Origin of the sequence: Pseudomonas sp. D(2018), from assembly GCF_005502555.1 — a bacterium.
Taxonomy (GTDB): Bacteria; Pseudomonadota; Gammaproteobacteria; order Pseudomonadales; family Pseudomonadaceae; genus Metapseudomonas; species Metapseudomonas resinovorans.
The window spans coordinates 13220-38899 of sequence record NZ_SCOK01000051.1 but is presented as its reverse complement, the minus strand read 5'-3'; the positions used below and the strand labels follow the sequence as shown (position 1 = coordinate 38899).

The window sequence follows — 25680 nt, the reverse complement described above, 5'->3', positions numbered from 1 at the left end:
ACCCGCAGGCCAACCCCAAGCCCCCGCGACCACGCCGCAGGACCAGCAGACCAGCGAGTTCGAGCGGATTCGCCAACAGGCCATGCGCGGCGACCTCGACGCCCAGTACCAACTCGGCAGCCTCTACTTCGTCGGCAAGCCGCAGAAGGACCTCAAGCAGGCCGAGTACTGGTGGAAGCAGGCCGCCGACAAGGGGCATCCCCAATCGGCCTTCAGCCTCGCCTTCCTCTACACCGGCCGCGCCGACCCCGCATTCGCCGACCAGCGCGCCATGCACAAGTACCTCGGCCAGGCCTCTGCCGCCGGCAACGCCATGGCCCAGCACGTGCTCGGCAGCATGTACGCCCAGGGTGCCGAAGGCCTCAAGCAGGACCCTTACCAGGCCCGCGCCCTGTTCCAGAGCGCATGCGACAAGCAATACGCGCCGAGCTGCGAGGCGCTGAAAAAGCTGCAGATGAACTGAGCGGCAGCTGCAGCTTTCCGTGTGGGAGCGAACTCATTGGCTCTGTCGGCATTACATGTTGCAAGTAGCTGCATTGCCCGTAGGAGCTGGCTTGCCAGCGAATGCCCCCGTTTCGCTGGCAAGCCAGCTCCTACAAGGCGAGGGGTGACTCTCGGCGCACGTTCGACGTTCCTTGTGGGGGCGATTTCAATCGCCATGCAGGACGCAGTCCTGCCCCGTCTCAAGTCCCGATCACGCCGCCATCGTTCCTGGTGATCAGCACCGTGGTCGAGCGCGGGCGGCTCTTGCCGTCGCTGGCGGGGTAGCTCAGGCCCGGATGCTGGACGTTGATCCACAGGGTGCGCCCGTCCGGGGTGAAGGTGATGCCGGTGATCTCGCAGCCACGCGGGCCGACGAGGAAGCGGCGAACTTCACGGGTGGTGGGGTCGGCGCAGAGGAGCTGGTTGCAGCCGATGCGTTTCATGGCGGGGTCCTCGTCGTCGAAGTCGGTCTCGATCCACAGGCGGCCGGCTGGGTCGAAGGCCAGGCCATCCGGGGAAGAGAAGGCATCGCCCTTGATGGTGCCGATGAGGTTGGCCGGCACCGGCTTGCCCGCTTCGTCCTTCGCCCCTTCGGGCTCGCCGGCGAGCAGGAAGATCTCCCACTGGAAGGTGGTGGCGGTGGGGTCGGCGCCTTCCTCGGTCCAGCGCAGGATCTGCCCGTGCAGGTTCTGCGGACGGGGGTTGGCGGCGTCCACCGGCTTCTTGCTGCCACGGTCGTCGTTGTTGGTGAGGGTCACGTAGACGTCGCGGCTGGTCGGGTGCACCGCCACCCACTCGGGGCGATCCATGGGGGTGGCGCCGAGCAGGTCGGCCGCGGCGCGGGCGTTGACCAGCACCTCGGCCTGGCTGGGGAAGCCGTTCTCCGCGGTCAGCCCGTTCTGGCCGTGAACCAGGGCCAGCCAACGGCCCTTGCCGCCTGCTTCGAAACGCGCGACGTAGAGGGTGCCCTTGTCCAGCAGGTCACGGGCGGCAGCAGGGTTGGCCGGATCGAAGCGGCCCTCGGGGACGAACTTGTAGATGTACTCACCCTTGGTGTCGTCGCCGTAGTAGTAAGCCATGCGCCCATCGGTGCCGAGCGAGAGGGTCGAGCATTCGCGGCAGAAGCGGCCGACAGCGGTGCGTTTCTTCGGCGTGCTGGTGGGGTCGAAGGGGTCGATCTCCACGACCCAGCCGAAGCGGTTGGGTTCGTTCACATGGCCACCGTGGGGCTGGTCCGCCGCTGGGGTGGCGTCGAAGCGCGGGTCGGCGGTTTCCCAGCCGTAGTTCTTGCTCACCCCGTCCTTGGCGATGCCGTAGCGCCAGTGCGAAACACGCTGGGCGTAGTCGGCCTGGTCGCGGTTGATGAAGTAGTTGTGCCAGTTCTCTTCGCAAGCCAGGTAGGTGCCCCAGGGCGTGATGCCCATGGAGCAGTTGTTCAAGGTGCCGATGACCTCGCGGCCTTCGGGGTCGGAGGCGGTCTTCATCAGTTCATGTCCGGCCAGCGGGCCGCTGAGGGTCATGGCCGTGAGGGTGGAGATACGGCGGTTGTAGCGCGAACCGTCGACGCGCTGCCAATGGCCCTGGGCGTCCTTCTTCACTTCGATGACGCTGACGCCGTGGGCGGCCTGCTCCTTCTTCACGTCCTCGACCTTGCGCTTGCCGTCGACATAGACGATGCCGTCGGTGTGTAGCGTGGGGTTGATGTACTCGTGATTCATCACCAGCAAGCCGTGGTCGTCCGGTGCATCGGGGAAGGGGAAGAAGTGCATGCCGTCGTGGTTGTCGCCGGCCTGCTTGAGCTGGTCCTGCCAGGTTTCGCTGGCGTCGCCCTTGAAGGCCGGCGCATCGGCCAGCACCGCGTCGCCCCAGGAGAAGAAGGCGCGGGCGCTGTAGCCCTCCGGCACCAGCACGCGGTCGAAGGCCGGATCGAACTGCTGCGGTACGCCCTTGAAGCCGAGCAGGCCGTTGTCGGCCACCGCCCGGCAGGCACTGATGCCGCCGCCGAAGAAGCCGATGGCCGCCAGGGCCAGGCCGCCTTTCAGGACGTTACGCCGGCCCTGGTCCACCAGCCTGTCCAGCGGGGTGTTGCCGCTGGGGTTGATGGCCACGTCGTCGTGGGCGGCCAGTGCCGCGTGGAAGGCGTCCAGTTCCTGGGTCATGGGGAAAGCTCCTCGGTTCGGCGCTCAGCGCTCGATGCGGTAATGGAAAGTGTTGCGCACGCCCGGCACGGCCACCGGCTGCCCGTCGACGATGCGCGGCTGGTAGCGGAAGGTGCGCGCGGCGGCCAGCGATGGGCGAATGAACAGCGGGTGGCAGTCGCCGACGATGTTCGGGTCCTGCACGCGGCCCTGCGGGTCGACCCGGTATTCCACCGTGCAATCGCCCTGGAGACCTTTGTCGAGGGCGCGTTGCGGGTAGTCCGGCGCCTGCTTGGCAATAGGCAGGTACTGGCGGCTGGCTGCGGCTTCGGCCTGTGCCTGTGCCTGGCGGGCACGTTCGGCGGCTTCGCGGGCGGCGCGGGCCTGGCGCTCGGCCTCGGCCTGGCGCTGTTGTTCGGCGGCCTGGCGCTCGACCTCCAGGCGACGCTGCTCGGCTTCACGGCGTTCGCGCGCCTGCTGGCGTTGCTTCTGACGTTCACGCTGCGCCTCGGCGCGCTTGTGCGCCAGGGCGGCTTCTTCGATCTGTTTCTGCTGCGGCAGCGGCTCAGGTTGGACGACCCCCTCCGGAACGGGTGGCGCCGGTTCGGCCACGGGTGCGGGCGGCGCCGGCGGCTGTGGTGCCGGCAGGCTGACCAGTTGGGTATGCAGCACGCGGGTGGTTGGTTCCGGCGGTGTGCCAGGCGCCCAACCGGCCACCAGCAGGACGACGGCAAGCGCATGCAGACCCAGCGCCGAAACCGCCGCTGCCGCGTTGCGATACCAACGGCCCTGGGGCGCGGGCCAGGCGAAGGGTTGCACGGGGTCCATGGCCAGGCTGCTCATTGCGGCGCCTCGGTCACCAGGCCCAGGTTGGCAACCCCGCCCTTCTGCAGGGCGGCCATGCCGGCGACCACGCTGCCGTAACCGGCATCCTTATCGGCGCGAATGTAGACCTGGGTACGCGCATCAGCCGCCACCAGGGCACTGACGGCGGCGGTCATTTCCTCCAGGCCCACGGCCTGGTCGCCGTGGTTCTCGGCATCCAGCTCGCTGCCCAGGTTCCAGTAATAGCGGCCGTCGGCCTGCACCGAAAGGGTGACGATGCGCTGCTGGCTATCGCTGGGCAGGGCCTCGGCGGCGACCTTGGGCAGCTCGATCTTCACGCCCTGGGTGAGCATGGGCGCGGTGACCATGAAGATCACCAGCAGTACCAGCATCACGTCGATGTAGGGCACCACGTTCATCTCGGCCTTGGGGCTGTGCTTGCGCAGCGGACGGGTCAGCATGGCGTTCGCTCCTCAGGCCGCCGCGGCCATGCCCGGCGCCTGGCCGTGCAATTGGCGGCGCAGGCGCGACTGCAGTTCGTTGCCGAAGCTGTAGTAGCGCGCCACCAGGCTCTGGGCCCGCGCGGCGTAGCGGTTGTAGGCAACCACGGCGGGGATGGCGGCGAACAGGCCGATGGCGGTGGCGATCAGCGCTTCGGCGATGCCCGGCGCCACGGTGGTGAGGGTGGCCTGCTGCACCTGGGAGAGGCCGATGAAGGCATTCATGATTCCCCAGACGGTGCCGAACAGGCCGATATAGGGGCTCACCGAGCCGACGGTGGCGAGGAAGGTGAGGCCCTTCTCCAGGCGTTCTTCTTCGTCGGCGATGGCCACATAGAGGCTGCGCTCCACATCGTCCATCAGCGCCTCGCTGCTCACTCCGGGTTCGCGCCGCAGCTGTTCGAAAGCGCCACGGCCGGCCAGGAAGATGCGCTCCAGCGCGCCGTCTTCATGGGCATCCACGTCCACCAGCGCGAGGTTGCCGGTGCTGCGCATCCGCGCGAGGAAGGCCTTGAGACGGCGCTCGGTGCGGGCCAGCGCGCCGCCGCGCTGGATGATCAGGTACCAGCTCGCCAGCGAGGCCAGCAGCAGGCTCGCCATGACCGCCTGCACCAGCAGGCTGGCGTTGCCCACCAGGCCCCAGAGGGTCATCTGTTCGAGTGTCGCGTGCATGTCGTGCTCCCTGCCCCGGCTCCGCTGCCAGGGCTGCTATTCGATTGCTTTGAGGTTTCCGGTTGATGACAGCGGCTCATTCCAGGCCGAGGGTTCGCGCCACGTCGGCCCAGGAAACGAACTTGAAGTTCTGGGTGGCTTCCGGCATCCGCTTGCGGCCGTCCTGCACCACCAGCAGGCCCTGGTTCCAGGGGCCACCAAGGTTGGCGGAGGTGACTTCCAGGCCATCGGTTTCCGACGCGCCGTCGATACCGGACGCGGCGTTGAGGCCGACACGAAAGGCACCGCGCACGGCAAAGGGCGGTTCGGCGTCGAGCACCAGGTAGCTGTCATTGCCCTGGCTGGAAACCACCAGGTAGTCCCTCGCGGCGCTCTGGTAAAGGCCGAGACCCTCGACGTCGGCGTGCAGTACCTCGCCCACCTTGATAACCGGCTGCAGGTCGGCCGGCGCGTCGGGGCGGGCATCCAGGGACCAGACGCCGACGTCTTCCTCGCCAACGAACAGGCGCTGGCGCTGGTCATCGGCAACGCAGCCCTCGGGCTGGCTGGCCACCTTGAACTGGCGCACCAGGCTCCCGGCCACAGCGCCGCCGGTACCGTCGAGGCGGTACTGCAGGAAGCTGCCGTCCTTACCGTTGGCGAAGGCGTAGATCTCGCCGGAAGCCGGCTGGAACAGGCAGATGCCGTAGATTTCCTTGAGCGGCGTGCGCACCTCGCCCAGCAGCGCCAACTCGCCGGATTCGCGGTCGATGCTGAAGACGCTGAGGCTGTTGCTGTCGCGGTTGCTGGCCACCGCCAGGTCCACCTCGCGCTCGCCGAGCTGGAAGCCGGGGCGCAGGTCGACGTTGTTCAGGCGGCCGACAGGCAGTTCCTGCAGCAAGCGGCCGTCAAGGTCATAGGCCAGCAGGCCCTGCTTTTTGTTGGTGCCGAGGATGCGGCTGCGTTCCGGCTGCTGCGGATGCACCCAGATCGCCGGGTCGTCCGCCGCGTCGCCATGGCGGCCAACCGGTTCGCTCTGGCGCTGGGCCGCCACATTGGGCAAGGGCATCGGTAGTGCGGGGGCTGCGGGTTTCCAGTTCAGGCTGCCCTGGTGGAAGCGGCCGCTGCCGTCGTCCTGCAGCAGCACCTCGACACCCGAACTGCTGAGGCGAGCGGCGATGCGCTCGGGTTCTTCGAGGCCGCTTAGCGGCAGTGCGGCGACGTGATTCCACGCTTCGCCCTGCTGTTGATACAGGTGCAGCGCAGCGGCCGTCGGGTCCAGCGCCAGCACGCCACCCGGCACGACGGCGAGGCCAGCGGCGCCCTTCTCCAGCGCCCCGAAGGGACGTACCAGGTCCACCGGCTGGCGCCCGGCATCCGCTTCGGGGTGGGCCGGATACGCCCAGAGGCCGATGCCTTCTTCGTTGACGAAGAGCCGGCCGGCACCATCGTCCACCTGGCAGAACTCGGCCCCCGCCGGCAGCGGCAGGCCGCGAACGCGTCGAGGCTCGGCGGCCAACTCGTCGCCGGCGCCCACCAGCCATTGCTCGCCGCCGCCGTCTTCGCCGAGGAGGAAGAGGTAGAGGTTGCTCGAGTCGTCCCGGTACAGGCACAGGCCGGACAGGGCGTAGTCCCGCATTGGCAGGCGCAGGGTCTGGTCCCAGGCGCGGGCGGCCGGGTCCAGGCGGGTCAGCAGGGCCTGCTGGCTGGCGGTGTCGAGGGTGGCGAGCAGCAGCCGCTGGCCAGCGGCGCGGCTGTCGAGGCCGGCGAAGCGGCCCGGCATTCGCGCCAACTCGGTGCCCTTGTCGTCGAGCAGGAGCAGGCCACGGCGTTCGCTGGCGGCGAGGCGCAGATCGGCCGGCAGCGGTGCGGGAAGGAAGCGCAGGTCTTCGGCCTTGAACTGGGCGGGTGCACTCCACGGTGTCAGTGACAGGGCCGGCGCCGCGGGCACGTCCGCAGCTTGCGGCTGGCAGCCCGACAGGGCCGCCAGACTGGCCAGGAGCAGGTAAAGGGAAGTACGGGTGAAGGTCATGGGTCGTTCCAGGTATTCGCGTGCGCAGGACGGCCAGCCGGGTGCTCGCCCGGCGGGCCGTGCGCGACAGGTCTTAGAAGTGGGTGAAGGTCAGGCCGAGCTTGTAGGTCGGGCCGTATTCCTCGTACTGGGCGTTGTAGGAGCGGCTGCCGGTGTAGGCGTAGAAGCTCTCGTCGGTGAGGTTCTGCGCCTCGAAGCTGACCTGCAGCTCTTTGGTCAGGAAGTAGCGCGCGCTGAAGTCGACGAAGGTCTGCGAATCGACATGGATGTCGTGCAGGCGGTCGTTCACCGGCGCCACTTCGAACAGGTAGTCGGACTTGTAGTTGGCGGACAGGCGCAGGCTCAGTTTGTCGTTCTCCCAACCCAGCATCAGGTTGCCGACGGTGTCGGACTGGTTGGGCAGGTCGATGTCGCGCTTGAGGTTGCGACCGGTGGTGCTGTCGAAGCCTTCGATGCTGGCGTCGGAGCGGCTGAAGGTGGCGTTGGCGCCCATCAGCAGGCCATTCCAGGGGGCCGGCAGCCAGTCGAGTTTCTGCGACCAGGCCAGTTCGATGCCGTACAGCTTGGCGCTGTCGCCATTGGTGAAGGTGTTGGCCTCGTCGAAGTCCACCCAGTCGCCGGTGCCGGCGAGGTCGGTGCTGTAGACGAAGTTTTCGATGTCCTTGTAGAAGACGAACGCCGAAACCACGCCGGCGCGGCCCAGGTAGCGCTCGATGCCGAGGTCGAAGTTGCTCGACTCCAGCGGGTCGAGGTCGGGGTTGCCGAAGCTGGCTTCGTCGCCGTCGATGACGAAGCCCGGCGCGAGTTGGCCGAAGGTCGGCCGCACCACTGAGTTGGTCCAGGCGGCGCGCAGCTGGGTGTCTTCGTCCAGTTGGTAGCGGGCGTGCAGGCCCGGCAGCCAGTGGTGGTAATCCTTCTTGCGTTCGGTGGCCTCGAACTCGCCATCGCGGATGCCGCTGCCCTTGGCCTCGAACTGCGTGCCCTCGTAGCGCAGGCCGGCGATGAAGCGCCAGTCGTCCACGTCCAGGCTTTGCATGAAGTAGCCGGCGTCGATGTCTTCGCTCATGTCGAAGTCATTCACCCGCGACTCTTCCTCGTTGTAGTAGTCGGCCGGATCCAGGCTGCCGATCAGGCCCTTGACAGCGCCGGCGCTGATGCCGGGGCCAAAGCGGTCGAGGCTGTAGTGGACGTTGCCCTTCTGGAACTGGGTCAGGTTGAGCTGTTCGTCGGTGAAGACGTCACCCAGGTCCTCATAAGTCCAGGCTTCGAGGTCGTTGGTCTTGTCGCGGCGGCTGAGCTTGCCGCCGACCTTGGCCTGGGCCGCATAGCCGGCCAGGTCGAAGTCACGGGCGAGATCCAGGCGGATGTTCTTCTCGGTGTCCTCGGTGTTCTGCTTCTCCCGGTCCACCTGGTCGAGGGTGAAGTTGGCCGGGTCGTAGAAGGCCTCTTCGATGTTCAGGCGCGGCTTCCTGGTGTCGTAGAAGCCGGCGTCGGCGAAGTCGTCATTGCCTTCGAAGGTGGCGCCAGCGATGTGGCCGGGGCTGTCTTCGCTGGACTGGCTGTAGCCGACCTGGCCGCTCAAGGTCCAGAGGCCCATCATGCGTTCGCCGCCGAACACGTACGACTGGATTTCCTGGGTCTCCTCGCGGTCCTTCAGCTCGCGGAAGCCTTCGGCCTCGCCGGTTTCGCCGGGGGCCTGCGGGTCGGCGAATTCGACGCCCGCGGCGTTGCGCGTCTCGGTGTCCTTGAAGCGGCTGTAGAGGGTGCGCAGGTAGAAGCTGGAGACGTCGTCCGGCTTGTAGTCGAAGTTCAGGCCGGCGCCGGTGCGCTCGCGGCTGATGTCGTAGTCGCGCTGTTCGAACTGCTCCAGCCGGGCGCCATCTTCGAAGTCCCAGTCGCCACCGGTTTCGACGTTGTCGGAGCCGAAGTCGCGCTTCTGCCAGCTCATGGCAGCGGCCACGCCGAAGTTGTCGATGCCGTCGCCGAGGCTGAAGCGGTCGCTCACCGCGCCGGAGAATTTCGGGCTGGTCTGGTTGGTGTTTTCGTCGTAGCTGGCCTCGGAGCTGCCGGTGAAGAACAGGCCGTCGTGGTCGAAGGCGGACAGGCTCTCCACGTCCACGGTGCCGCCGAGTGAGTTGGCGTCCATGTCCGGGGTGAGGGTCTTGATCACGCTGAGGGACTGCACCAGCTCAGCCGGCAGCACGTCGAGGGCCACCGCGCGGCGCTCGCTTTCCGGCGCCGGTACCAGGGTGCCGTTGATGGTGACGCTGTTCAGGTCAGGGCCCAGGCCGCGCACGCTGACGAAACGGCCTTCGCCCTGGTCGCGCTCCACCGCCACGCCAGGCAGGCGCTGCACGGCTTCGGCGGCGTTCTCATCGGGCAGTTGGGCGACGCCATCGGCATGCACCACGCTCTCGACGCTGTCGGAATTGCGCTGCTCCTTCAGGGCCTGGTCGATGCTCGCGGCCTGGCCGATGACATCGACGTGCTCGGTGGCGTCGGCGGCGCTTTCGGCGGCCGGCGCCACGTTGGCCAGGGCCAGCGTCAGGGCGCTGAGGGTGAAGCCCGCAACGCGGACGGCGGTACTGCGCTTGTGCATGGTTGCTCTCCCCAAGTGTTCCGCTGATGCCAGGCAAATGGCCCGGCGAGATGGGAGCGGAACCTAGGGCCGGCGAATGAAACTTCTGTGACAGGGGATGGCGCCGGGCCTTGAAAGACGGGGTTTTCCGGGTAATTCGAGGCGGGTATGAGCCGATATGACCCGTATGAACGCCACTTAGCCTGCGAACGGTGCCGCGTGGGCTGAAGCCCACCCTACGGCCTGCTCGCCTTGGTCGAGATTCTCGCGCCAGCCGCGCCACTTCCCCTGAGCCGAAACGACCCCTGGCGCCTGCCACGCAACTGTCATACGGCTCTGATTCTCTGACGGCCATTCATCGCCGCGGACCTTGCGCCATGCCCTCGCTGCTCAAGCTTCATCGCCTGAAACTCACCGCCCTGCTGCTGGCGGCCAACCTCGGCCTGTTGCTGCATCTGGCGGTGGGCGACCTCAAGGCCACTTCCGAGTGGGTCTGGCTGGACGTGTTCGGCGAAGGCGGCTCGGCGCTGCTTTCGCTGGTGTGGATCGGCCTGGTGCTGAAAAGCCGGCCCGCAGGCCGGGTGACCAACCTGCTGGTACTGGGCCTTTCCGGGGTGTTCTTCTCCTGGTGGATCGACTGCCTGGATGAGTTCATCCGCATGCCGGAAAGCATTACCTGGGACCATTGGCTGGAGTCCGGGCCAATGCCGGTGGGCCTGGTGCTGCTGACCCTTGGCATCTACCACTGGCACCGCGAGCAACTGGCGATCAGCGCGCAGATGGAGAAGCGCGAACGGCTGTTTCGCGAGCATCGCCTGTTCGACAAGCTGACGCCGCTGGGCGGGGCCGATTACCTGCGCAAGCAGTTGGAACTGAGCCTGGTGCAGGCCCGCGAGGACAATCAGCCGCTGTCGCTGGTGATCCTCGACCTGGATGATTTCAGCAGCCTCAACGACCGCTTCGGCCATGCCGAAGGCGATCACCTGCTGCAGGGCCTCAGTCAGTTGCTGGTGCTCAATCTGCGCCGCCAGGACCTGCTCTGCCGGCTGGCCGGCGACCGCTTCGTGGTGCTGCTGCCGAACACCGGCGAGCGCCAGGCACGGCAACTGGCCACAGAGCTGGAACAGGCCGTGGCGCATTTCGCCCACAAGACCCGCCAGCACGGCGAACGCCTGCAACTCAAGGCCACCTCCGCCGTGGCCATGGCCCTGGAGGAAACCCCGGACGCGTTGCTGCAGCGCCTCAACCTCGCCCTGGCGCGGGCCAAGTCGCCCCGCCTGGCGCGCAGCGCCTGAGGCCCGCCATGGCGATCAAAGGCAGTTGGTACGAGTGCGACAGCCGCTTCATTCCGGCCCATTACCAGCCGGCGGCGCTGATTGATCTCGCCCTTTCGCGAGACATCGACAGCCACCGCCTGCTGCGGGGCACCGGGTTGTTCTATGAGGACATTCTCGCCGGCGAGCAACGCATCAGCGCGCAGCAGTTCCTCACCCTGATCGGCAACGCACGGCGCCTGCTGGATGCCGATGACACCAGCTTCCTCTTCGGCCAGCGCCTGCTGCCCGGGCACTACGGCGCCAGCAGTCACACCCTGCTGCACGCCGAACACCTGCAGGACGCGCTGGGCCAGTTGATTCGCCATCGGGCGCTGCTCAGCCCGCTGCTGTCACCGCGCCTGTTGCTGGATGAGCAGGATGCCTGGCTGTACTGGGTGGATGCCTGCGGTGCCGGCGAGCAGTACCGCTTCCTGCTGGAGGCGAGCATGGCGGCGGTGGCCGGCATGTGTCGCCGGCTGAGTGGCGAACGCCTGCCCTGGCGCTTCCACTTCGCCCACGGGCAGCCGCGCTACATCGAGCAGTACTGGGTGCATCTGGGGGAGGAGGTGCTGTTCGACCGCCAGATCGATGCGCTGCAGATTCCGCGCGCCTGGCTGACCCGACCGCTGCCGGAAGCCTCGCTGACCGCCGGCCGGGTGGCCCGCCAGGAAAGCACGCGGCTACTGGAAGCCCTCGGCGCACGAGCGAGTCTGCTGGATCGGTTGTACAGCTGGTTGCTGGAGCGGGTGCGCGAGGCACCGGTGCTGGAACAGGCCGCGGAGGCCTTCGAGATGAGTCCGGCGACTCTCAAGCGCAAACTGCAGAAACACGGCACGCACTATCAGGAACAACGCGACCTGGTGCGCAAGCACGTGGCGCTCTACCTCTATCGCATCAAGGGGTACAGCAACGAGGAGGTGGCGGCCTACCTGCATTTCCACGACGCCACCAACTTCCGCCGCTCATTCAAGCGCTGGACCGGACTGTCGCCCAGCGCCTTGCGGCAACTGTTCGGGGCCTGAGCCCCGCAGCCCGCGTCAGCTGTTGGCGCAGGCGCTGGACTCTTTCAGGTAGGTCACGGACTTCTCTTCGCCGTTGGAATCGACGTAAGTCATCTTCGCCTGGATGGTTTCGCAGGTCAGCGAGTTCGGCTCGTCGATGGAAATGACGCGGGCGACATCCAGCGGCATGCCGTAGCGGTAGGGCACGGCCTCGGCGGATTTGGCGGCGAAGGCGCTGCCACTGGCCAGGAAGGCGAGCAGCAAAGTGGTACTGGTGGTGATTGCACGGTTCATGGGGGATCTCCTGGTTTGCCTGGAAGGCCCGACATCGCTGGGGATGCGTTCTTGGCCCATGTGGCTATTGGACTCCCGGCACGGCGCGTGAAAAAGACGGCTTTGCTGAAAGCGCTTTTCCGTGGCGCGCAACAATCCGCGCCGCCCGACGGTCATGCCCCCGCGTTTGGCCGGGTCTATCGTTCCCAGACCGTGCAACGGCCACCAGACGAGGATGAGGCCATGAACACCAGTGATCTGCTCGAACAACTGCTGCGGGCCGGCCAGGCCAGCACATCACGACAAGGCGGCGCGGGCATGGCGTCGCAGGACCCGCTGGGCGGGCTCGGCGGCCTGCTGGGTGGGCTCATGGGCGGTGGTGGAGGTGGCGGCAATGCCGGGCTGGGCGGTTTGCTCGGTGGCATTCTCGGCGGCGGTGGCGGCCTGGGTGGCAACCCGATGGGCGGGGGCTCGATGGGTAGCAGTGGCGGGCGCTCCGGCGGCATGAACTACGCCGCACTGGCCTCCCTCGGCATGATGGCCTTCCAGGCGTACCAGGCCTGGCAGCGCCAGCAGCCAGCCGCTGCGCCGCAGCAGGCACTGCGCACTGTGGATCAGCTCTCCGGGGCGGAAGCCGATGACCACAGCCTGGCCATTCTCCGAGCGCTGATCGCCGCGGCCAAGGCGGACGGTCGCATCGACGAGCAGGAAAAGCAGACCATCTACGCCGAGATCTCCCGCCATACCGACGACCCGCAGTTGCAGGAATGGCTGGACCAGGAGGTGCGCCGCCCGCTGGATGCCGCCGAGGTCGCGCAGTCGGCAACGGACCCGGGCATGGCCGCTGAGATGTACCTGGCCAGCGTGATGCTGGTGGATGACCAGCAGGCCGCCGAACGCGCCTACCTGGACGAACTGGCCTATCAGCTCAGGCTCGATCCAGACCTGCAGGCGCAACTGGAGCGGCAGACGCGGGGAAGTGCCTAAGGGCTGACCTGGTAACCGCGCTGCTGCAGGCAGCTGGTATAGGCCGATGACGAGGTGCTGCTGGCCTGTTCATCGGTGCGGCGGTCCTCGCGACGGTCCTGGCGCTGTCGCGAGCCTCCGACTACGGCGCCCGCTACTGCGGCATCCTTGGCTTTCTCCTGGCGATACTCCTGCTGCAAGTCGTCATCGATACGCTCGTAATCGTTGCTGCGTGCCTGCCCGACGGCGGCGCCCGCCATAGCACCCGCGGCGGCCCCACGAGCACGACCTCCGCTCGTGGTGGAACTGGAACTGGAGCTGGATGTTGAACTGCCGGCCTGGGCCTGGCAGTCGGCTATGTCCTGCTGGATCTGTTGCTGGGTCTGGCCTTGCAAGGGCACCACGGTTTCGGCGAACGCGGGCAGGCAGACAAGCGAGGCGAGCAGGGTCCAGCGGCAAGAAGCGATTGGGCGCATGGCAATAGAGCTCCAGGAGCGGGTGGGGGGAATCGGCAAATGGCCGGCCTTGCAGCGTTCAGTCTGGCTCCGAGCCGGTTATCACGACGTGAGCGCCGACCAGTGGGCGCGGCCGCCATGCTTCAGGTAGCCTTGCGCACCCGCTAATCTCTGACCACCGCCCCGCGCCGAGCCCACCATGTCCGACCTATCCCTCGACGAAATCGATCGCCAGTTGATCGCCGCGCTGCAGATCAATGCCCGCGAGAGCGTCGCCATGCTCGCCCGGCGCCTGGGCATCGCGCGCACCACGGTGACCTCACGCCTGGCGCGGCTGGAGAAGGCGCAGATCATCACCGGCTACGGGGTGCGCCTGGGCCAGCGCGTAGCCGATGGCGGCCTGCAGGCCTATGTGGGCATCACGGTGAAGCCGCGCAGCGGCAAGGAGGTGCTGCGGCGCCTGACCGGCATGGCAGAGGTGCAGGTGCTCTGCGCGGTGAGCGGCGAGTTCGATTACGTGGCCTGGCTGCGCGCCGATTCCCCCGAGCGCCTCGACGAACTGCTGGACCAGATCGGCAGCGTCGATGGGGTGGAGAAGACCACCACCTCGATCATTCTCAGCTGCAAGATCGATCGCGGTCAGCCGTTGGCTCCAACCTCCCCGTGAACGCTGCACCGTAGGGTGGAAATAGAAAGCGATTTCCACCCTACGGAAAGCCATCCGCGGGATGGGAACTGCGGAGCTCCACCCGCCCCAAGCGACCCTGACTCCCTCCGTTGCCGGCTAACCTGATGGAAAGCAGGTGCGCGCCGCTTTCGTCAGAATGAATTATCAACTCGTCGTTCTGCAGCGTATGACTGCCAAATGACGACACTCTGCGTCTTATGGACGAAATCGGCGCTCCCTAGAATGGCCTGCAACGCTGCCCCGCCCGGCAGCCCCTCTCACCGCCTTCAAGGTCGATCATGAACAACAATAATCGCCACCCCGCCGACGGCAAGAAACCCATCACCATCTTCGGCCCGGACTTCCCCTTCGCCTTCGATGACTGGATCCAGCACCCGGCTGGTCTGGGCAGCATTCCCGCCGAACACCACGGCGCCGAAGTGGCAATCGTCGGCGCCGGCATCGCTGGCCTGGTGGCGGCCTACGAGCTCATGAAGCTGGGCCTGAAGCCGGTGGTGTACGAAGCCTCGAAGATGGGCGGGCGCCTGCGCTCGCAGACCTTCGAAGGCACCGACGGCATCATTGCCGAGTTGGGCGGCATGCGCTTCCCGGCCTCCTCCACCGCCTTCTACCACTATGTGGACATGCTCGGCCTCGAGACCCAGCCCTTCCCCAACCCGCTGACCCCGGCCTCGGGCAGCACGGTGATCGATATCGAGGGCAAGACCTACTACGCCGAGAAAATGGCCGACCTGCCGGCGCTGTTCCAGGAAGTGGCCGACGCCTGGGCCGACGCCCTGGAAGACGGCGCCCGCTTCGGCGACATCCAGCAGGCCATTCGCGACCGCGATGTGAAACGCCTGAAAGAGCTGTGGGACACCTTGGTCCCCCTGTGGGACGACCGCACCTTCTATGACTTCGTGGCCAGCTCCAAGGCCTTCGCCAAGCTGTCCTTCCACCATCGCGAAGTGTTCGGCCAGGTCGGCTTCGGCACCGGTGGCTGGGACTCCGACTTCCCCAACTCGATGCTGGAAATCTTCCGCGTGGTGATGACCGCCTGCGACGACAACCAGCACCTGATCGTCGGCGGCGTGCAACAAGTGCCGCTGGGCATCTGGCGCCATGAGCCGGAGCGTTGCGTGCACTGGCCTGCCGGCACCAGCCTGGCTTCGCTGCACAGCGGTGCACCGCGCCCAGGCGTGAAGCGCATCGCCCGTGCCGCCGATGGCCGCCTGGCCGTGACCGACAACTGGGGCGACACCCGCCATTACGCGGCCGTGCTCACCACCTGCCAGAGCTGGTTGCTGACTACCCAGATCGAGTGCGAGGAATCGCTGTTCTCGCAGAAGATGTGGATGGCCCTGGACCGCACCCGCTACATGCAGTCGTCGAAGACCTTCGTGATGGTCGACCGCCCCTTCTGGAAGGACAAGAACCCGCAGACCGGCCGCGACACCCTGAGCATGACGCTGACCGACCGCCTTACCCGCGGCACCTACCTGTTCGACAACGGCGACGACAAGCCGGGGGTGATCTGCCTGTCGTACTCATGGATGAGCGACGCGCTGAAGATGCTGCCGCACCCGGTGGAGAAGCGTGTGAAGCTGGCCCTGGACGCGCTGAAGAAGATCTACCCTGACGTGGACATAGCCGGCCATATCATCGGCGACCCCATCACCATTTCCTGGGAAGCCGACCCGCACTTCCTTGGCGCCTTCAAGGGCGCCCTGCCGGGTCACTACCGTTACAACCAGCGCATGTACGCGCACTTCATGCAGGACGACATGCCCGCCGAACAGCGCGGCATGTTCATCGCCGGTGACGACGTGTCCTGGACTCCGGCCTGGGTGGAAGGTGCGGTGCAGACCTCGCTCAACGCGGTGTGGGGCATCATGAAGCACTTCGGCGGCAAGACCTCGGTTGAGAACCCTGGCCCCGGTGACCTGTTCGCCGAACTCGGCCCCATCGCCCTGCCGGACTGAGCCAGGAGACGCCCATGCGCATCGCCCTCTACCAATGCCCGCCCCTGCCGCTGGAACCGGCGGCCAACCTCGACCGCCTGCAACAGCGGGCGATTGAGGCCGCCCAGCGCGGCGCGGCGTTGCTCGTGTGCCCGGAGATGTACCTCAGCGGCTACAACATCGGCCTGGAGGCGGTCAGCGCCCTGGCCGAGCCATGCGACGGCCCCTGGGCTGCGCGGGTGGCGGACATCGCTCGTGAAAACGGCATCGCCATCCTCTATGGCTACCCGGAGCGCAGCGCCGAGGGCGCCCTCTTCAACGCGGTGCAGTTGATCGACGCCCAGGGCCACCCCCTGGGCAACTACCGCAAGACGCACCTCTTCGGCGAACTGGACAACGGCATGTTCAGCGCTGGCGGCGATGACTATCCGCTGCTGGAGCTGAACGGCTGGAAGCTGGGGATGCTGATCTGCTACGACGTGGAGTTCCCCGAAAACGTCCGCCGCCTGGCGCTGGCCGGCGCGGATGTGGTGCTGGTGCCAACGGCCAACATGGTGCCCTACGACTTCGTCTGCGAGGTACTGGTCCGCGCCCGCGCCTTCGAGAACCAGTGCTATGTGGCCTACGCCAACTACTGCGGCGGCGAGGGGGAAATCCGCTACTGCGGTCTCTCCAGCGTCGCCGCGCCGGACGGCACGCTGGCAGCGGTGTGTGGTCGCGAGGAGACCCTGGCCTTTGCCGAGCTCAAGCGCGACACGCTGGAGGCTTCGCGGGCGAGCATCACCTACCTCAAGGACCGGCGCGCGGAGTTGTACCGTCCGCTGGCCTGAAACCTCTGCGTGGGCGAATTCATGGGTTAAGTCTGCATGACGTGTTGCACGCAGCTGCTTTGCCCGGCTCTTGGCCCGGTTCTCGCGACAGCTAACGCAGACATCGCAAATTCATTCACCCCTACATCGAACCGCACCCACCTCAATCCCAATGCCGAGGAGAAGCGTCAGGTCAACGCGGCATGCGGCCAGGGCCTTCGAAGGGGACGTGCTGCAGGCTGGCGAGTGGCTCACGCACGCTCGGGGACCTCTTCATGGCGGTATTCGATACCCAGCAAACGCAGACCGTCCGGCCCCTGTTCGAGGATGCGGCGCAACTCGCGGCGGCGCTCGATATGCAGGAGGCGCTGAACCATAAGGCGGGCATCCTCGATAGCCTGCCGCACACCATGCTGGCCACCGTCCTGCCCGGCCGCGCGCGGCAGATGCACGCCAACCAGGGGCTGCTGTGGAAGCCGCTGAGCGAGCCACGGGTGCCATTGAAGATGGGATTGGTATTCCGCGATGCGCAGCGCCAACAGGCGACCCTGGAATTGCTGCGCTCGATGCTGGAAGGGGTGGTGGGACCGAAGGACCTGCTGCTGTAGCGGAGTTCCAGGACGCGGAAAAAGAAAAACCCCGCCGAAGCGAGGCTTTGCAGACTGTGTCCCGACATCCCTGATCTGACCGCCATCCTGGCGGAAATCCGGCGTATCCCTGTTTTGCAGTGCGCTTCCTGCGCTACGTCCAATGTCGTGAAGATTAGCCCCCGCCACAGACGCCCGAAAGGAGCTATAGCCACCAGCACTTGTAAGCCAATGCTTACATGATTTGGCAATTAGTCTGAATGGGCTTATTGCAACCGGGCCGCAAACCAAGCAAGCGATCGGTTGGCCTTGGTTTGCCAGCGGCGCTATTGTTAGACTCGTTTTGTCCTACAAGAACAACAGACCCCGACAAGGTGGTCCCAGGGTCATCAGCATGCGCCCAGTCGTTACTGCCCTTTCCTGCCTGGCGGCCGTGGCCGCCAATTTCGCATTCGCCGGTGGCCAGGATCGCCTGGCCGATCCCAAAGCCGCAGTCGAGCAGGCCTTCTGGCAACAGCTCTATGCCGGCGGCGGCACCACGCTTTATTGCGGCAAGACCTTCAGTGCCCCCGGCGGCCTGCTCAGCGCCAGCCCGGTCTACAGCACCAAGCAGATCAAGAGCGCCCTGCGCTGTGTCACCGACAGTCAGTGCCAATCCGCGAATCCGCAGTACCCCTACATGCTCTCCGACCTGCACAACCTCTACCCGGACCTGTCGCGTATCGAGCTGGCACGGCGCAACGCCCTGTTTGGCGATGCCGGTGATGGCGGGCAGAGCAAAGTCGCCGACTGCGATTTCAAGTCCTCCTACCAACTGGTGGAGCCCCGCGATGCCGCCAAGGGCAACGTGGCCCGGGCGATCTTCTACATGCACAGCGAGTACGGCCTGCCCATCGTTGGCCAGTTGCAGATGTTCCAGCACTGGAACCGCCTGGACCCGGTGGACGATGACGAACGTGCTCGCAACAGCCGCATCGAAGCCATCCAGGGCAATCGCAACCGCTTTATCGACGACCCGACGCTGGGGGATTCGTTGCAGCCCTAGGAGACCTCGCGGACCGCAAGCACGCCCTGCATGCCGAGGGACAGCCGCCGTCCATGGCGAATGAATACGCCCCTACAGAAATGCACCTCCCTGGAAACACGAAGCCCCGCATGAGCGGGGCTTCGTGTTTGCGGAGTACCGCTTAGAACTGCGCGGCGTCCAGCAGGTAGAGCGACTCGCTGCCGGCCTTCACCGAGGCGGTCAGGGAGTGGATGCGCGGCAGCAGGCGGGCGAAGTAGAAACGCGCGGTACCGAGCTTGCTGGCGTAGAAGTCGTCCTGGCCTTCCTTGCCCAGCGAGGCGCGGGCCATCAGGGCCCACATGTAGGCGTAGGCGGTGTAGCCGAAGACGTGGAGGTACTCCACCGAGGCGGCGCCGACTTCGTTCGGGTTGCTCTTCGCGCTGTCCAGGACCCAGGCAGTCAGGTCGTCGAGGTTGGCGATGGCGGCTTTCAGCGGCTCGACGAACTCGGCCAGCTCGGCGGAAGCGCCGTTGGCGAAGGCCTTGATCTCGTCGGAGAAGTGCTTGTAGAACGCGCCGCCGCTGCCCACTACCTTGCGACCCACAAGGTCGAGGGCCTGGATGCCGTTGGTGCCTTCGTAGATCTGGGTGATGCGCACGTCGCGCACCAGTTGCTCCTGGCCCCACTCGCGGATGAAGCCGTGGCCGCCGAACACTTGCTGGCCGTGGACGGTGGTTTCCAGGCCGAGGTCGGTGAGGAACGCCTTCGCGACGGGGGTCAGCAGGGCGACCATTTCTTCGGCGCGCTTACGCACGACGGTGTCTTCGCTGAACTTGGCGGTATCCAGCTGCATGGCAACGTAGCTGGAGAACGCACGACCGCCTTCGTTGGCAGCCTTCATGGTCAGCAGCATGCGACGCACGTCGGGGTGGACGATGATCGGGTCGGCGGCCTTGTCCTTGGCGACCGGGCCGGTCGGGGCACGGCTCTGGATGCGGTCACGCGCGTATTCCACGGCGCTCTGGTAGGAACGCTCGCCGGAAGCCAGGCCCTGGATACCTACGCCCAGACGCTCGTAGTTCATCATGGTGAACATGGCGGCCAGGCCCTTGTTCGGGGCGTCGATGATGTAGCCGGTGGCGCCGTCGAAGTTCATCACGCAGGTGGCCGAAGCCTTGATGCCCATCTTGTGCTCGATGGAGCCGCAGGACAGGGAGTTGTTTCCACCCAGGGAACCATCGGCGTTGACCATCACCTTGGGCACCAGGAACAGGGAGATGCCTTTCGGACCAGCCGGGGCGTCCGGCAGCTTGGCCAGCACCAGGTGGATGATGTTCTCGGTCAGGTCGTGCTCACCGCCGGTGATGAAGATCTTGGTGCCGGTGATCTTGTAGCTGCCGTCAGCCTGGGGTTCGGCCTTGGTGCGGATGATGCCGAGGTCGGTACCGGCATGGGGTTCGGTCAGGCACATGGAGCCGGCCCAGACACCCGCATACATGTTCGGCAGGTACTTTTCCTTCAGCTCTTCGCTGGCGTGGGCGTTGATCGACAGGCAGGCGCCGGCCGTCAGCATCGGGTACAGGCCGAAGGAAAGGTTGGCCGAGTTGACCATCTCTTCCACCTGGGCGGAGATCACCTTGGGCATGCCCATGCCACCGAAGACAGGGTCGCCACCCACGCCGACCCAGCCGCCTTCGGCGTAGGTCTTGTAGGCCTCGGGGAAACCGGCCGGGGTGCTCACGGCACCGTCCTTCCACTGGCAGCCTTCTTCGTCGCCGCTGCGGTTCAGCGGGGCGATCACGCCGCCGGTGACCTTGCCGGCTTCTTCCAGGATGGCGGAGGCGGTATCGACATCGACCACTTCGGCCAGGGCGGGCAGTTCGGCCCAGAGCTTGGCCACCTCGAAGACTTCATTGAGGACGAAGCGCATATCGCGCAGGGGCGCTTTGTAGTCAGCCATGTGCAAACCTCGCAAACACTCTACAGGTGGCCGGGTTGGCCGGTTTCACGGATAGACCGGAAGTGTACATGACCAACTTTTTGGAGACATAGTGTCATTTAGTGACCATAGATTCACACTCAGTCACTTCACTGTCCAGAATGGAAAAGGCCCGCACGGGGCGGGCCTCAAGCCGTTCATCGGTGCTTACAAGTAGAAATGCTCGGCAGGCAGCCCCATCAGGCAGTCGCTGCCTGCCTCCACCGCCGCGCGGTGGGCTTCGGTGCGCGGCAGCAGGCGCTTGAAGTAGAAGTCGCAGGTCACCAGCTTGGTCTGGTAGTAGGCGCTGTCGCCCTCGCCTGCCTGCAGCTTGGCATCGGCCACCAGGGCCATGCGCAGCCAGAAGTAGGCCAGGGTGATGTAGCCGGAATACATCAGGTAATCCAGCGCCGCGGCACCCACCTCGTCCGGGTTTTTCATGGCGGCCATGCCGACCTTCTGGGTCAACTCGCCCCATTGCTGGTTGAGGCGCGCCAGTTCGGCCGAATGGGCCTTGAGACGCGGATGCTCGGCCTGGGCCTCGCAGAGTTTGTGGATCAGCTTGGTGAAGCCGCGCAGCAGCTTGCCCTGGCTGCCCAGCACCTTGCGGCCGAGCAGGTCCAGCGCCTGGATGCCGTTGGTGCCTTCGTAGATGGGGGCGATGCGGCAGTCGCGCACCAACTGTTCCATGCCCCATTCGCGGATGTAGCCGTGGCCACCGAATACCTGCATGCCGAGGTTGGTGGCTTCCAGCCCGGATTCGGTCATGAAGGCCTTGCAGATGGGGGTCAGGAAGGCGAGCAGGTTGTCGGCTTCCTCGCGGGCGGCGGCATCCTCGCTGCGGTGAGCGATGTCCAGTTGCTGGGCAGTGAAGTAGGCCAAGGCGCGGTTGCCTTCGTTGAAGGCCTTCATGGTCAGCAGCATGCGGCGCACGTCGGGGTGCACGATGATCGGGTCGGCGGCCTTGTCCGGCGCTTTGGGTCCGGTCAGGGCGCGCATCTGCAGGCGGTCGTTGGCGTAGCGCACGGCCCCCTGGTAGCTGGCTTCGCCGAGGCAAAGGCCCTGCATGCCGGTGCCGAGGCGGGCGTGATTCATCATGGTGAACATGCAGTTCAGGCCCTTGTTGGCTTCGCCAATGAGGTAGCCGGTGGCGCCATCGAAGTTCATCACGCAGGTGGCCGAGGCCTTGATCCCCATCTTGTGCTCGATGGAGCCGCAGGACACGGCATTGCGCTCGCCCACGCCCTCTCCGGCGGGGAGGAACTTGGGCACGATGAACAGGGAGATGCCCTTGGTGCCGGCCGGTGCGTCGGGCAACTTGGCCAGCACCAGGTGAACGATGTTCTCGCTCATGTCGTGCTCGCCGGCGGAGATGAAGATCTTGGTGCCGGAGATCGCATAGCTACCGTCGGCCTGGGGCACGGCGCGGGTCTTGATGATGCCGAGGTCGGTCCCGCAATGGGGCTCGGTGAGGCACATGGTGCCGGTCCAGCGGCCTTCGGTGAGGCGGGTCAGGTAGGTCTGTTTCTGTTCTTCGCTGCCGTGGGCATGGATGGCCGACATGGCGCCGTGGGTCAGGCCCGGGTACATGGCCCAGGACTGGTTGGCCGAGGCGACCATCTCGCTGATGATCAGCCCGAGGGAATGGGGCAGGCCCTGGCCACCGTAGGCCGGGTCCGCCGCCAGGCCGTTCCAGCCACCTTCGACGTAACGGGCGAAGGCTTCCTTGAAGCCCTTGGGCGTCGTCACCACGCCGTCCTGCCACTGGCATTCCTCTTCATCGCCCGAGCGGTTGATCGGCGAGAGCACCTGCTCGCAGAACTTGGCGCCTTCTTCGAGGATGGCGGCGACCATGTCCGGGGTGGCATCACTGGCGTTCAGGGCCGCGTAGGTGGCCGGGTAGTCGAAGACTTCGTCGGTGAGGAAGCGGATGTCGCGCAACGGGGCCTTGTACTCGGGCATGGCAGGTCTCCTTGAGGGGGTATCCAGAGACCCTACTTTGCCCCCGTTCGCCCGACAACGACGCTGCCGCTGCTGAATGGACCGTCATAACCACCCGTGTCAGCCGGTGGCGCGCTTGACCCGCACCGCGCCGCGACGGTTTTCTCCATGCCGGAAGACCCGGTTGCGACCTGCGCTCTTGGCGCTGTAGAGCGCCTGGTCGGCGGCCTTGATTACCTCTTCCGGGGTGCGCTGCTCGGCGTCGCGCCCAGCCACGCCGATGCTGATGGTCACCGATGCGGTCTGCCCGCTGGGGGCACCGCGCTTGGCGCGACCGGTTTCGTCACTCTTAGGTCGGCTAACCTGGTCGCGCAGGTGCATCTGATACTGCTCGATGGCCTGGCGCACGGCTTCCAGGTGGGGCATGCAATCCTCCACCGACTTGCCCGGGAAGAGGATGGTGAACTCCTCGCCGCCATAACGGTAAGCCTTGCCGCCGCCGCCCACCTTGCGCAGCCGGCTGGCAACCAGGCGCAGCACCTGGTCACCGACGTCGTGGCCGTAGGTGTCGTTGAATTTCTTGAAGTGGTCGACATCGGTCATCGCCAGCACGTAGTTGCGCCCGAGGCGCCGCAGCCGCTCATTAAGGGCGCGACGGCCGGGCAGACCGGTAAGCTCGTCGCGGAAGGCCATCTGGTAGGCCTCATGGGCCACCGAAGCGGTCAGGGCAAGCATCACCATACTGCTCATCACATGCAGGGCGTGGGGCAGCAGGAATGCCTTGGGCAGCATCCACAGCAGGCCGGCCAGTCCCAGCAATTGCGCGGCATGCTGCGGTCGCGGCTGGCGCAGGTAGGTGACCAGCAGGGATACCAGGGCGACGACGAATGCGAGGTAGGCGAGCTGCACCAGGGTCATCCAGCTACCGTGCAGCAGTGGCCAGTGAATCTTGCCGAGCAAGCCCAGTACGATGTCCGGGTAGCTGTTGCCAAGCGCCACCACCACACCGAGCACGGCGATCAGCACGGCACCTCGGGCGACGAAGTCCTGCAGCAAATGGGTGCGCTCCTCCCAGCAGCCATACAGGCCGTAGAGCATGGGCAGCAGCAGGCTGGCCAGGTGGAACACGAGCCCGGCGTCTTCCCGCACCACACGCTCGGCCTGGTAGTAATCGACCTGGGTATCCAACTGGTAGTACGCGAGGTAGACCACCAGCAACAGCGCCACCTGGCGCACCCGCCCGTAGGCCGAGCAGAAGGCGCCGCCGAGCAGCAAGAGCAACGTGGGCAGCACGTTGAAGAGCGAGGTGAAGAACTCGTTCATTTCCGACAGCGAGCCCGCCACTCCGCCCCCGACCACCAGCAGCAAGGGAGGCAGGAAATGACTGGGGCGATAGAACGCACGAGGCCGCACGGGATCTGATCCTGGGATTCGAAAGACGGGGAAAAATCGAGATGGCGATATGATTGCACAGGCGCGTATCGCAAGCACGGGGGCCTGTGCGAAGTCCTCCACAACCCGGCGATTGGGGCACACCGGAAACGAAAAAGCCCGCCGAAACGGCGGGCTCTTCGTGTTGCGCTGAACCTTAGTAACCCAGGTCGAAGTCTTCTTCGGCCATGTCCATCAGGTTGCTGGCACCGGACAGCATGGTTTCTACATGGGTACGGGTACGCGGCAGGATGCGCTTGAAGTAGAAGCGCGCGGTCTGCAGCTTGGCCTTGTAGAAGGCGGCGTCGCCTTCGCCGGCAGCCAGTTTCTCGGCAGCCAGGCGAGCCATGTCGGCCCAGAAGTAAGCCAGGCAGGCGTAGCCGGAGTACATCAGGTAGTCCACCGAAGCGGCACCGACTTCCTCACGGTCCTTCATGGCGGCCATGCCGACCTTCATGGTCAGTTCGCCCCACTCCTTGTTCAGCTTGGCCAGCGGCTCGACGAACTCCTTCACGGACTCGTTGGCTTCGTTCGCCTGGCAGAACTTGTGCACGATCTTGGTGAAGCCCTTGAGCGCTTCGCCCTGGGTCATCAGGATCTTGCGGCCCAGCAGGTCGAGCGCCTGAACACCGGTGGTGCCTTCGTACATCATCGAGATACGGCAGTCGCGCAGGTTCTGCTCCATGCCCCACTCGCTGATGAAGCCGTGGCCACCGTAGATCTGCATGCCGTGGGAAGCGGACTCGAAGCCCACTTCGGTCATGAAGGCCTTGGCGATGGGGGTCAGGAAGGCCAGCAGGCCGTCAGCAGCTTTCTTCTGCTCTTCGTCCTGGCTGTACTTGACGATGTCCACCTGCTTGGCGGTGAAGTACACCATGGCGCGGTTGCCTTCGGCGAAGGCCTTCATGGTCAGCAGCATGCGACGCACGTCCGGGTGGACGATGATCGGGTCGGCGGCCTTTTCCGGCGCTTTCGGACCGGTCAGGGAACGCATCTGCAGACGCTCGCGAGCGTACTTGATGCCACCCTGGAAACCGATCTCGGCGTGGGCCAGGCCTTGCAGCGCGGTACCCAGGCGAGCGGTGTTCATGAAGGTGAACATGCAGTTGAGGCCTTTGTTCGCCGGGCCGATCAGGTAACCCGTGGCGCCGTCGAAGTTCATCACGCAGGTCGCGTTGCCATGGATGCCCATCTTGTGCTCGATGGAACCGCAGGAAACGGCGTTGCGCTCACCGGCCGAACCATCAGCGTTCGGCATGAACTTCGGAACGATGAACAGGGAAATACCCTTGGTGCCGGCCGGGGCATCGGGCAGGCGGGCCAGGACGATATGGACGATGTTGTCGGCCATGTCGTGTTCACCGGCGGAGATGAAGATCTTGGTGCCGGAGACTTTGTAGGAACCATCAGCCTGGGGCTCGGCCTTGGTGCGCAGCATGCCCAGGTCGGTACCGCAATGCGGCTCGGTCAGGCACATGGTGCCGGTCCACTCGCCGGATACCAGCTTGGTCAGGTAGGTGTGCTTCTGCTCGTCGGTGCCGTGGGCGGACAGGGTGTTCATCGCGCCGTGGGACAGGCCGGGGTACATGCCCCAGGACCAGTTGGCCTCGCCAACCATCTCGCTGATGGCCAGGCCCAGGGACTCCGGCAGGCCTTGACCGCCGTGGTCGACGTCGTGGGCCAGGCTCGGCCAGCCGCCTTCGACGAACTGCTTGTAGGCTTCCTTGAAGCCAGTCGGGGTCTTCACGCCGGACTCGCTCCAGGTGCAGCCCTCGGTGTCACCCACGCGGTTCAGGGGAGCGATCACCTGCTCACAGAACTTGGCGCCTTCTTCAAGGATGGCGTCGACCATGTCCGGGGTGGCGTCCTGGCAGCCAGGCAGGCTCTGATAGTGCGCTTCGTAGCCGAGCAGCTCATCACGAACGAAACGAATATCACGCAAGGGGGCCTTGTAATCAGGCATAGCGGTAAACCTCTGCGGTGGGTTCCTAGTTCAGCTGACCGGAGCGCCGGTCGCTTGCGGCATCTGGTGGTGATCGCAGGAGCAATCAAACAGGCGTTTGAAACATACGTTTACGCCAA

At 65.8% G+C, this 25680-nt stretch carries 20 protein-coding genes and 1 pseudogene; 9 read left to right on the top strand and 12 right to left on the bottom strand.

From position 1 onward, the window contains the following. Positions 1 to 463: tetratricopeptide repeat protein (locus FFS60_RS23780; RefSeq protein WP_137823358.1), on the top strand; the 463-nt coding region annotated here is incomplete at its 5' end. 220 nt (positions 464 to 683) lie between these two features. Here FFS60_RS23780 and FFS60_RS23775 read toward each other — a convergent pair. The 6 genes from FFS60_RS23775 to FFS60_RS23750 all read right to left on the bottom strand — a co-directional run bounded on the left by FFS60_RS23775 (position 684) and on the right by FFS60_RS23750 (position 9228). Next, positions 684 to 2642: a PhoX family phosphatase gene (locus tag FFS60_RS23775; protein ID WP_137823357.1), complete on the bottom strand. Its 1959-nt coding sequence runs from the start codon at positions 2640 to 2642 to the stop codon at positions 684 to 686. Positions 2643 to 2666: 24 nt separating this feature from the next. Beyond that, complete coding sequence (locus FFS60_RS23770) at positions 2667 to 3464, bottom strand: energy transducer TonB (RefSeq protein ID WP_137823356.1); 798 nt, start codon at positions 3462 to 3464, stop codon at positions 2667 to 2669. Beyond that, on the bottom strand, positions 3461 to 3907 hold the full coding sequence (gene tolR, locus FFS60_RS23765; RefSeq protein WP_137823355.1) for a protein TolR: 447 nt from the start codon (positions 3905 to 3907) through the stop codon (positions 3461 to 3463). The genes FFS60_RS23770 and tolR overlap by 4 nt, the downstream gene beginning before the upstream one ends. Positions 3908 to 3919: 12 nt before the next feature. Continuing rightward, positions 3920 to 4618: a protein TolQ gene (gene tolQ / locus FFS60_RS23760; RefSeq protein ID WP_028631125.1), complete on the bottom strand. Its 699-nt coding sequence runs from the start codon at positions 4616 to 4618 to the stop codon at positions 3920 to 3922. Between the two features lie 76 nt (positions 4619 to 4694). Next, positions 4695 to 6629: a phytase gene (locus tag FFS60_RS23755; protein WP_137823354.1), complete on the bottom strand. Its 1935-nt coding sequence runs from the start codon at positions 6627 to 6629 to the stop codon at positions 4695 to 4697. A gap of 73 nt (positions 6630 to 6702) precedes the next feature. Continuing rightward, the gene (locus FFS60_RS23750; protein WP_137823353.1) at positions 6703 to 9228 is read right to left on the bottom strand and encodes a TonB-dependent receptor; all 2526 of its coding nucleotides are present in this window, start codon (positions 9226 to 9228) and stop codon (positions 6703 to 6705) included. Positions 9229 to 9584: 356 nt separating this feature from the next. Here FFS60_RS23750 and FFS60_RS23745 point away from each other — a divergent pair, with 356 nt between their 5' ends. Together FFS60_RS23745 and FFS60_RS23740 are read left to right on the top strand one after the other, a co-directional pair. Next, the gene (locus FFS60_RS23745) at positions 9585 to 10502 is read left to right on the top strand and encodes a GGDEF domain-containing protein (RefSeq protein WP_028631128.1); all 918 of its coding nucleotides are present in this window, start codon (positions 9585 to 9587) and stop codon (positions 10500 to 10502) included. A gap of 8 nt (positions 10503 to 10510) precedes the next feature. After that, positions 10511 to 11545, top strand: coding sequence for an AraC family transcriptional regulator ligand-binding domain-containing protein (locus FFS60_RS23740; protein WP_137823352.1), 1035 nt, complete (start codon positions 10511 to 10513; stop codon positions 11543 to 11545). Positions 11546 to 11560: 15 nt separating this feature from the next. Here the strand turns inward: FFS60_RS23740 and FFS60_RS23735 are convergent, their stop codons facing one another. Beyond that, positions 11561 to 11818 carry a DUF2790 domain-containing protein gene (locus FFS60_RS23735; RefSeq protein ID WP_028631130.1) on the bottom strand — a complete coding sequence of 86 codons (258 nt, stop codon included), beginning with the start codon at positions 11816 to 11818 and terminating at the stop codon, positions 11561 to 11563. A 222-nt stretch (positions 11819 to 12040) separates the two neighbouring features. Here FFS60_RS23735 and FFS60_RS23730 point away from each other — a divergent pair, with 222 nt between their 5' ends. Next, a complete protein-coding gene (locus tag FFS60_RS23730; RefSeq protein ID WP_137823351.1) occupies positions 12041 to 12784 on the top strand; it encodes a tellurite resistance TerB family protein in 744 nt (247 codons plus the stop codon). Here FFS60_RS23730 and FFS60_RS23725 read toward each other — a convergent pair. Further along, the gene (locus FFS60_RS23725; RefSeq protein WP_028631132.1) at positions 12781 to 13239 is read right to left on the bottom strand and encodes a YMGG-like glycine zipper-containing protein; all 459 of its coding nucleotides are present in this window, start codon (positions 13237 to 13239) and stop codon (positions 12781 to 12783) included. The genes FFS60_RS23730 and FFS60_RS23725 overlap by 4 nt on opposite strands. 178 nt (positions 13240 to 13417) lie before the next feature. On the opposite strand from FFS60_RS23725, the gene FFS60_RS23720 reads away from it, so the two are divergent. The 5 genes and pseudogenes from FFS60_RS23720 to FFS60_RS23695 all read left to right on the top strand — a co-directional run bounded on the left by FFS60_RS23720 (position 13418) and on the right by FFS60_RS23695 (position 18287). Further along, entirely contained in the window at positions 13418 to 13885 is a 468-nt protein-coding gene (locus tag FFS60_RS23720) for an Lrp/AsnC family transcriptional regulator (protein ID WP_028631133.1), read from the top strand. A 299-nt stretch (positions 13886 to 14184) separates the two neighbouring features. Continuing rightward, positions 14185 to 15867 (top strand): NAD(P)/FAD-dependent oxidoreductase, encoded by a 1683-nt coding sequence (locus tag FFS60_RS23715; RefSeq protein WP_137823350.1) that lies wholly within the window; start codon positions 14185 to 14187, stop codon positions 15865 to 15867. A 14-nt stretch (positions 15868 to 15881) separates the two neighbouring features. Continuing rightward, entirely contained in the window at positions 15882 to 16676 is a 795-nt protein-coding gene (locus tag FFS60_RS23710; RefSeq protein ID WP_137823349.1) for a carbon-nitrogen hydrolase family protein, read from the top strand. 338 nt (positions 16677 to 17014) lie between these two features. After that, a pseudogene (locus FFS60_RS23700) lies at positions 17015 to 17263 on the top strand (LysR family transcriptional regulator); the annotation flags it as partial. 373 nt (positions 17264 to 17636) lie between these two features. Further along, a complete protein-coding gene (locus tag FFS60_RS23695) occupies positions 17637 to 18287 on the top strand; it encodes an endonuclease (protein ID WP_028631137.1) in 651 nt (216 codons plus the stop codon). Between the two features lie 142 nt (positions 18288 to 18429). Here FFS60_RS23695 and FFS60_RS23690 read toward each other — a convergent pair whose 3' ends face one another. From FFS60_RS23690 to FFS60_RS23675, 4 genes are all read right to left on the bottom strand, one after another. Continuing rightward, positions 18430 to 20208 carry an acyl-CoA dehydrogenase C-terminal domain-containing protein gene (locus FFS60_RS23690; protein WP_028631138.1) on the bottom strand — a complete coding sequence of 593 codons (1779 nt, stop codon included), beginning with the start codon at positions 20206 to 20208 and terminating at the stop codon, positions 18430 to 18432. 186 nt (positions 20209 to 20394) lie between these two features. Beyond that, the gene (locus FFS60_RS23685; protein WP_137823348.1) at positions 20395 to 22188 is read right to left on the bottom strand and encodes an acyl-CoA dehydrogenase C-terminal domain-containing protein; all 1794 of its coding nucleotides are present in this window, start codon (positions 22186 to 22188) and stop codon (positions 20395 to 20397) included. Between the two features lie 99 nt (positions 22189 to 22287). Then, entirely contained in the window at positions 22288 to 23580 is a 1293-nt protein-coding gene (locus tag FFS60_RS23680; RefSeq protein ID WP_137823347.1) for a diguanylate cyclase, read from the bottom strand. 175 nt (positions 23581 to 23755) lie between these two features. Continuing rightward, entirely contained in the window at positions 23756 to 25561 is a 1806-nt protein-coding gene (locus tag FFS60_RS23675) for a phenylacyl-CoA dehydrogenase (protein ID WP_028631141.1), read from the bottom strand. Positions 25562 to 25680: the final 119 nt, after the last annotated feature.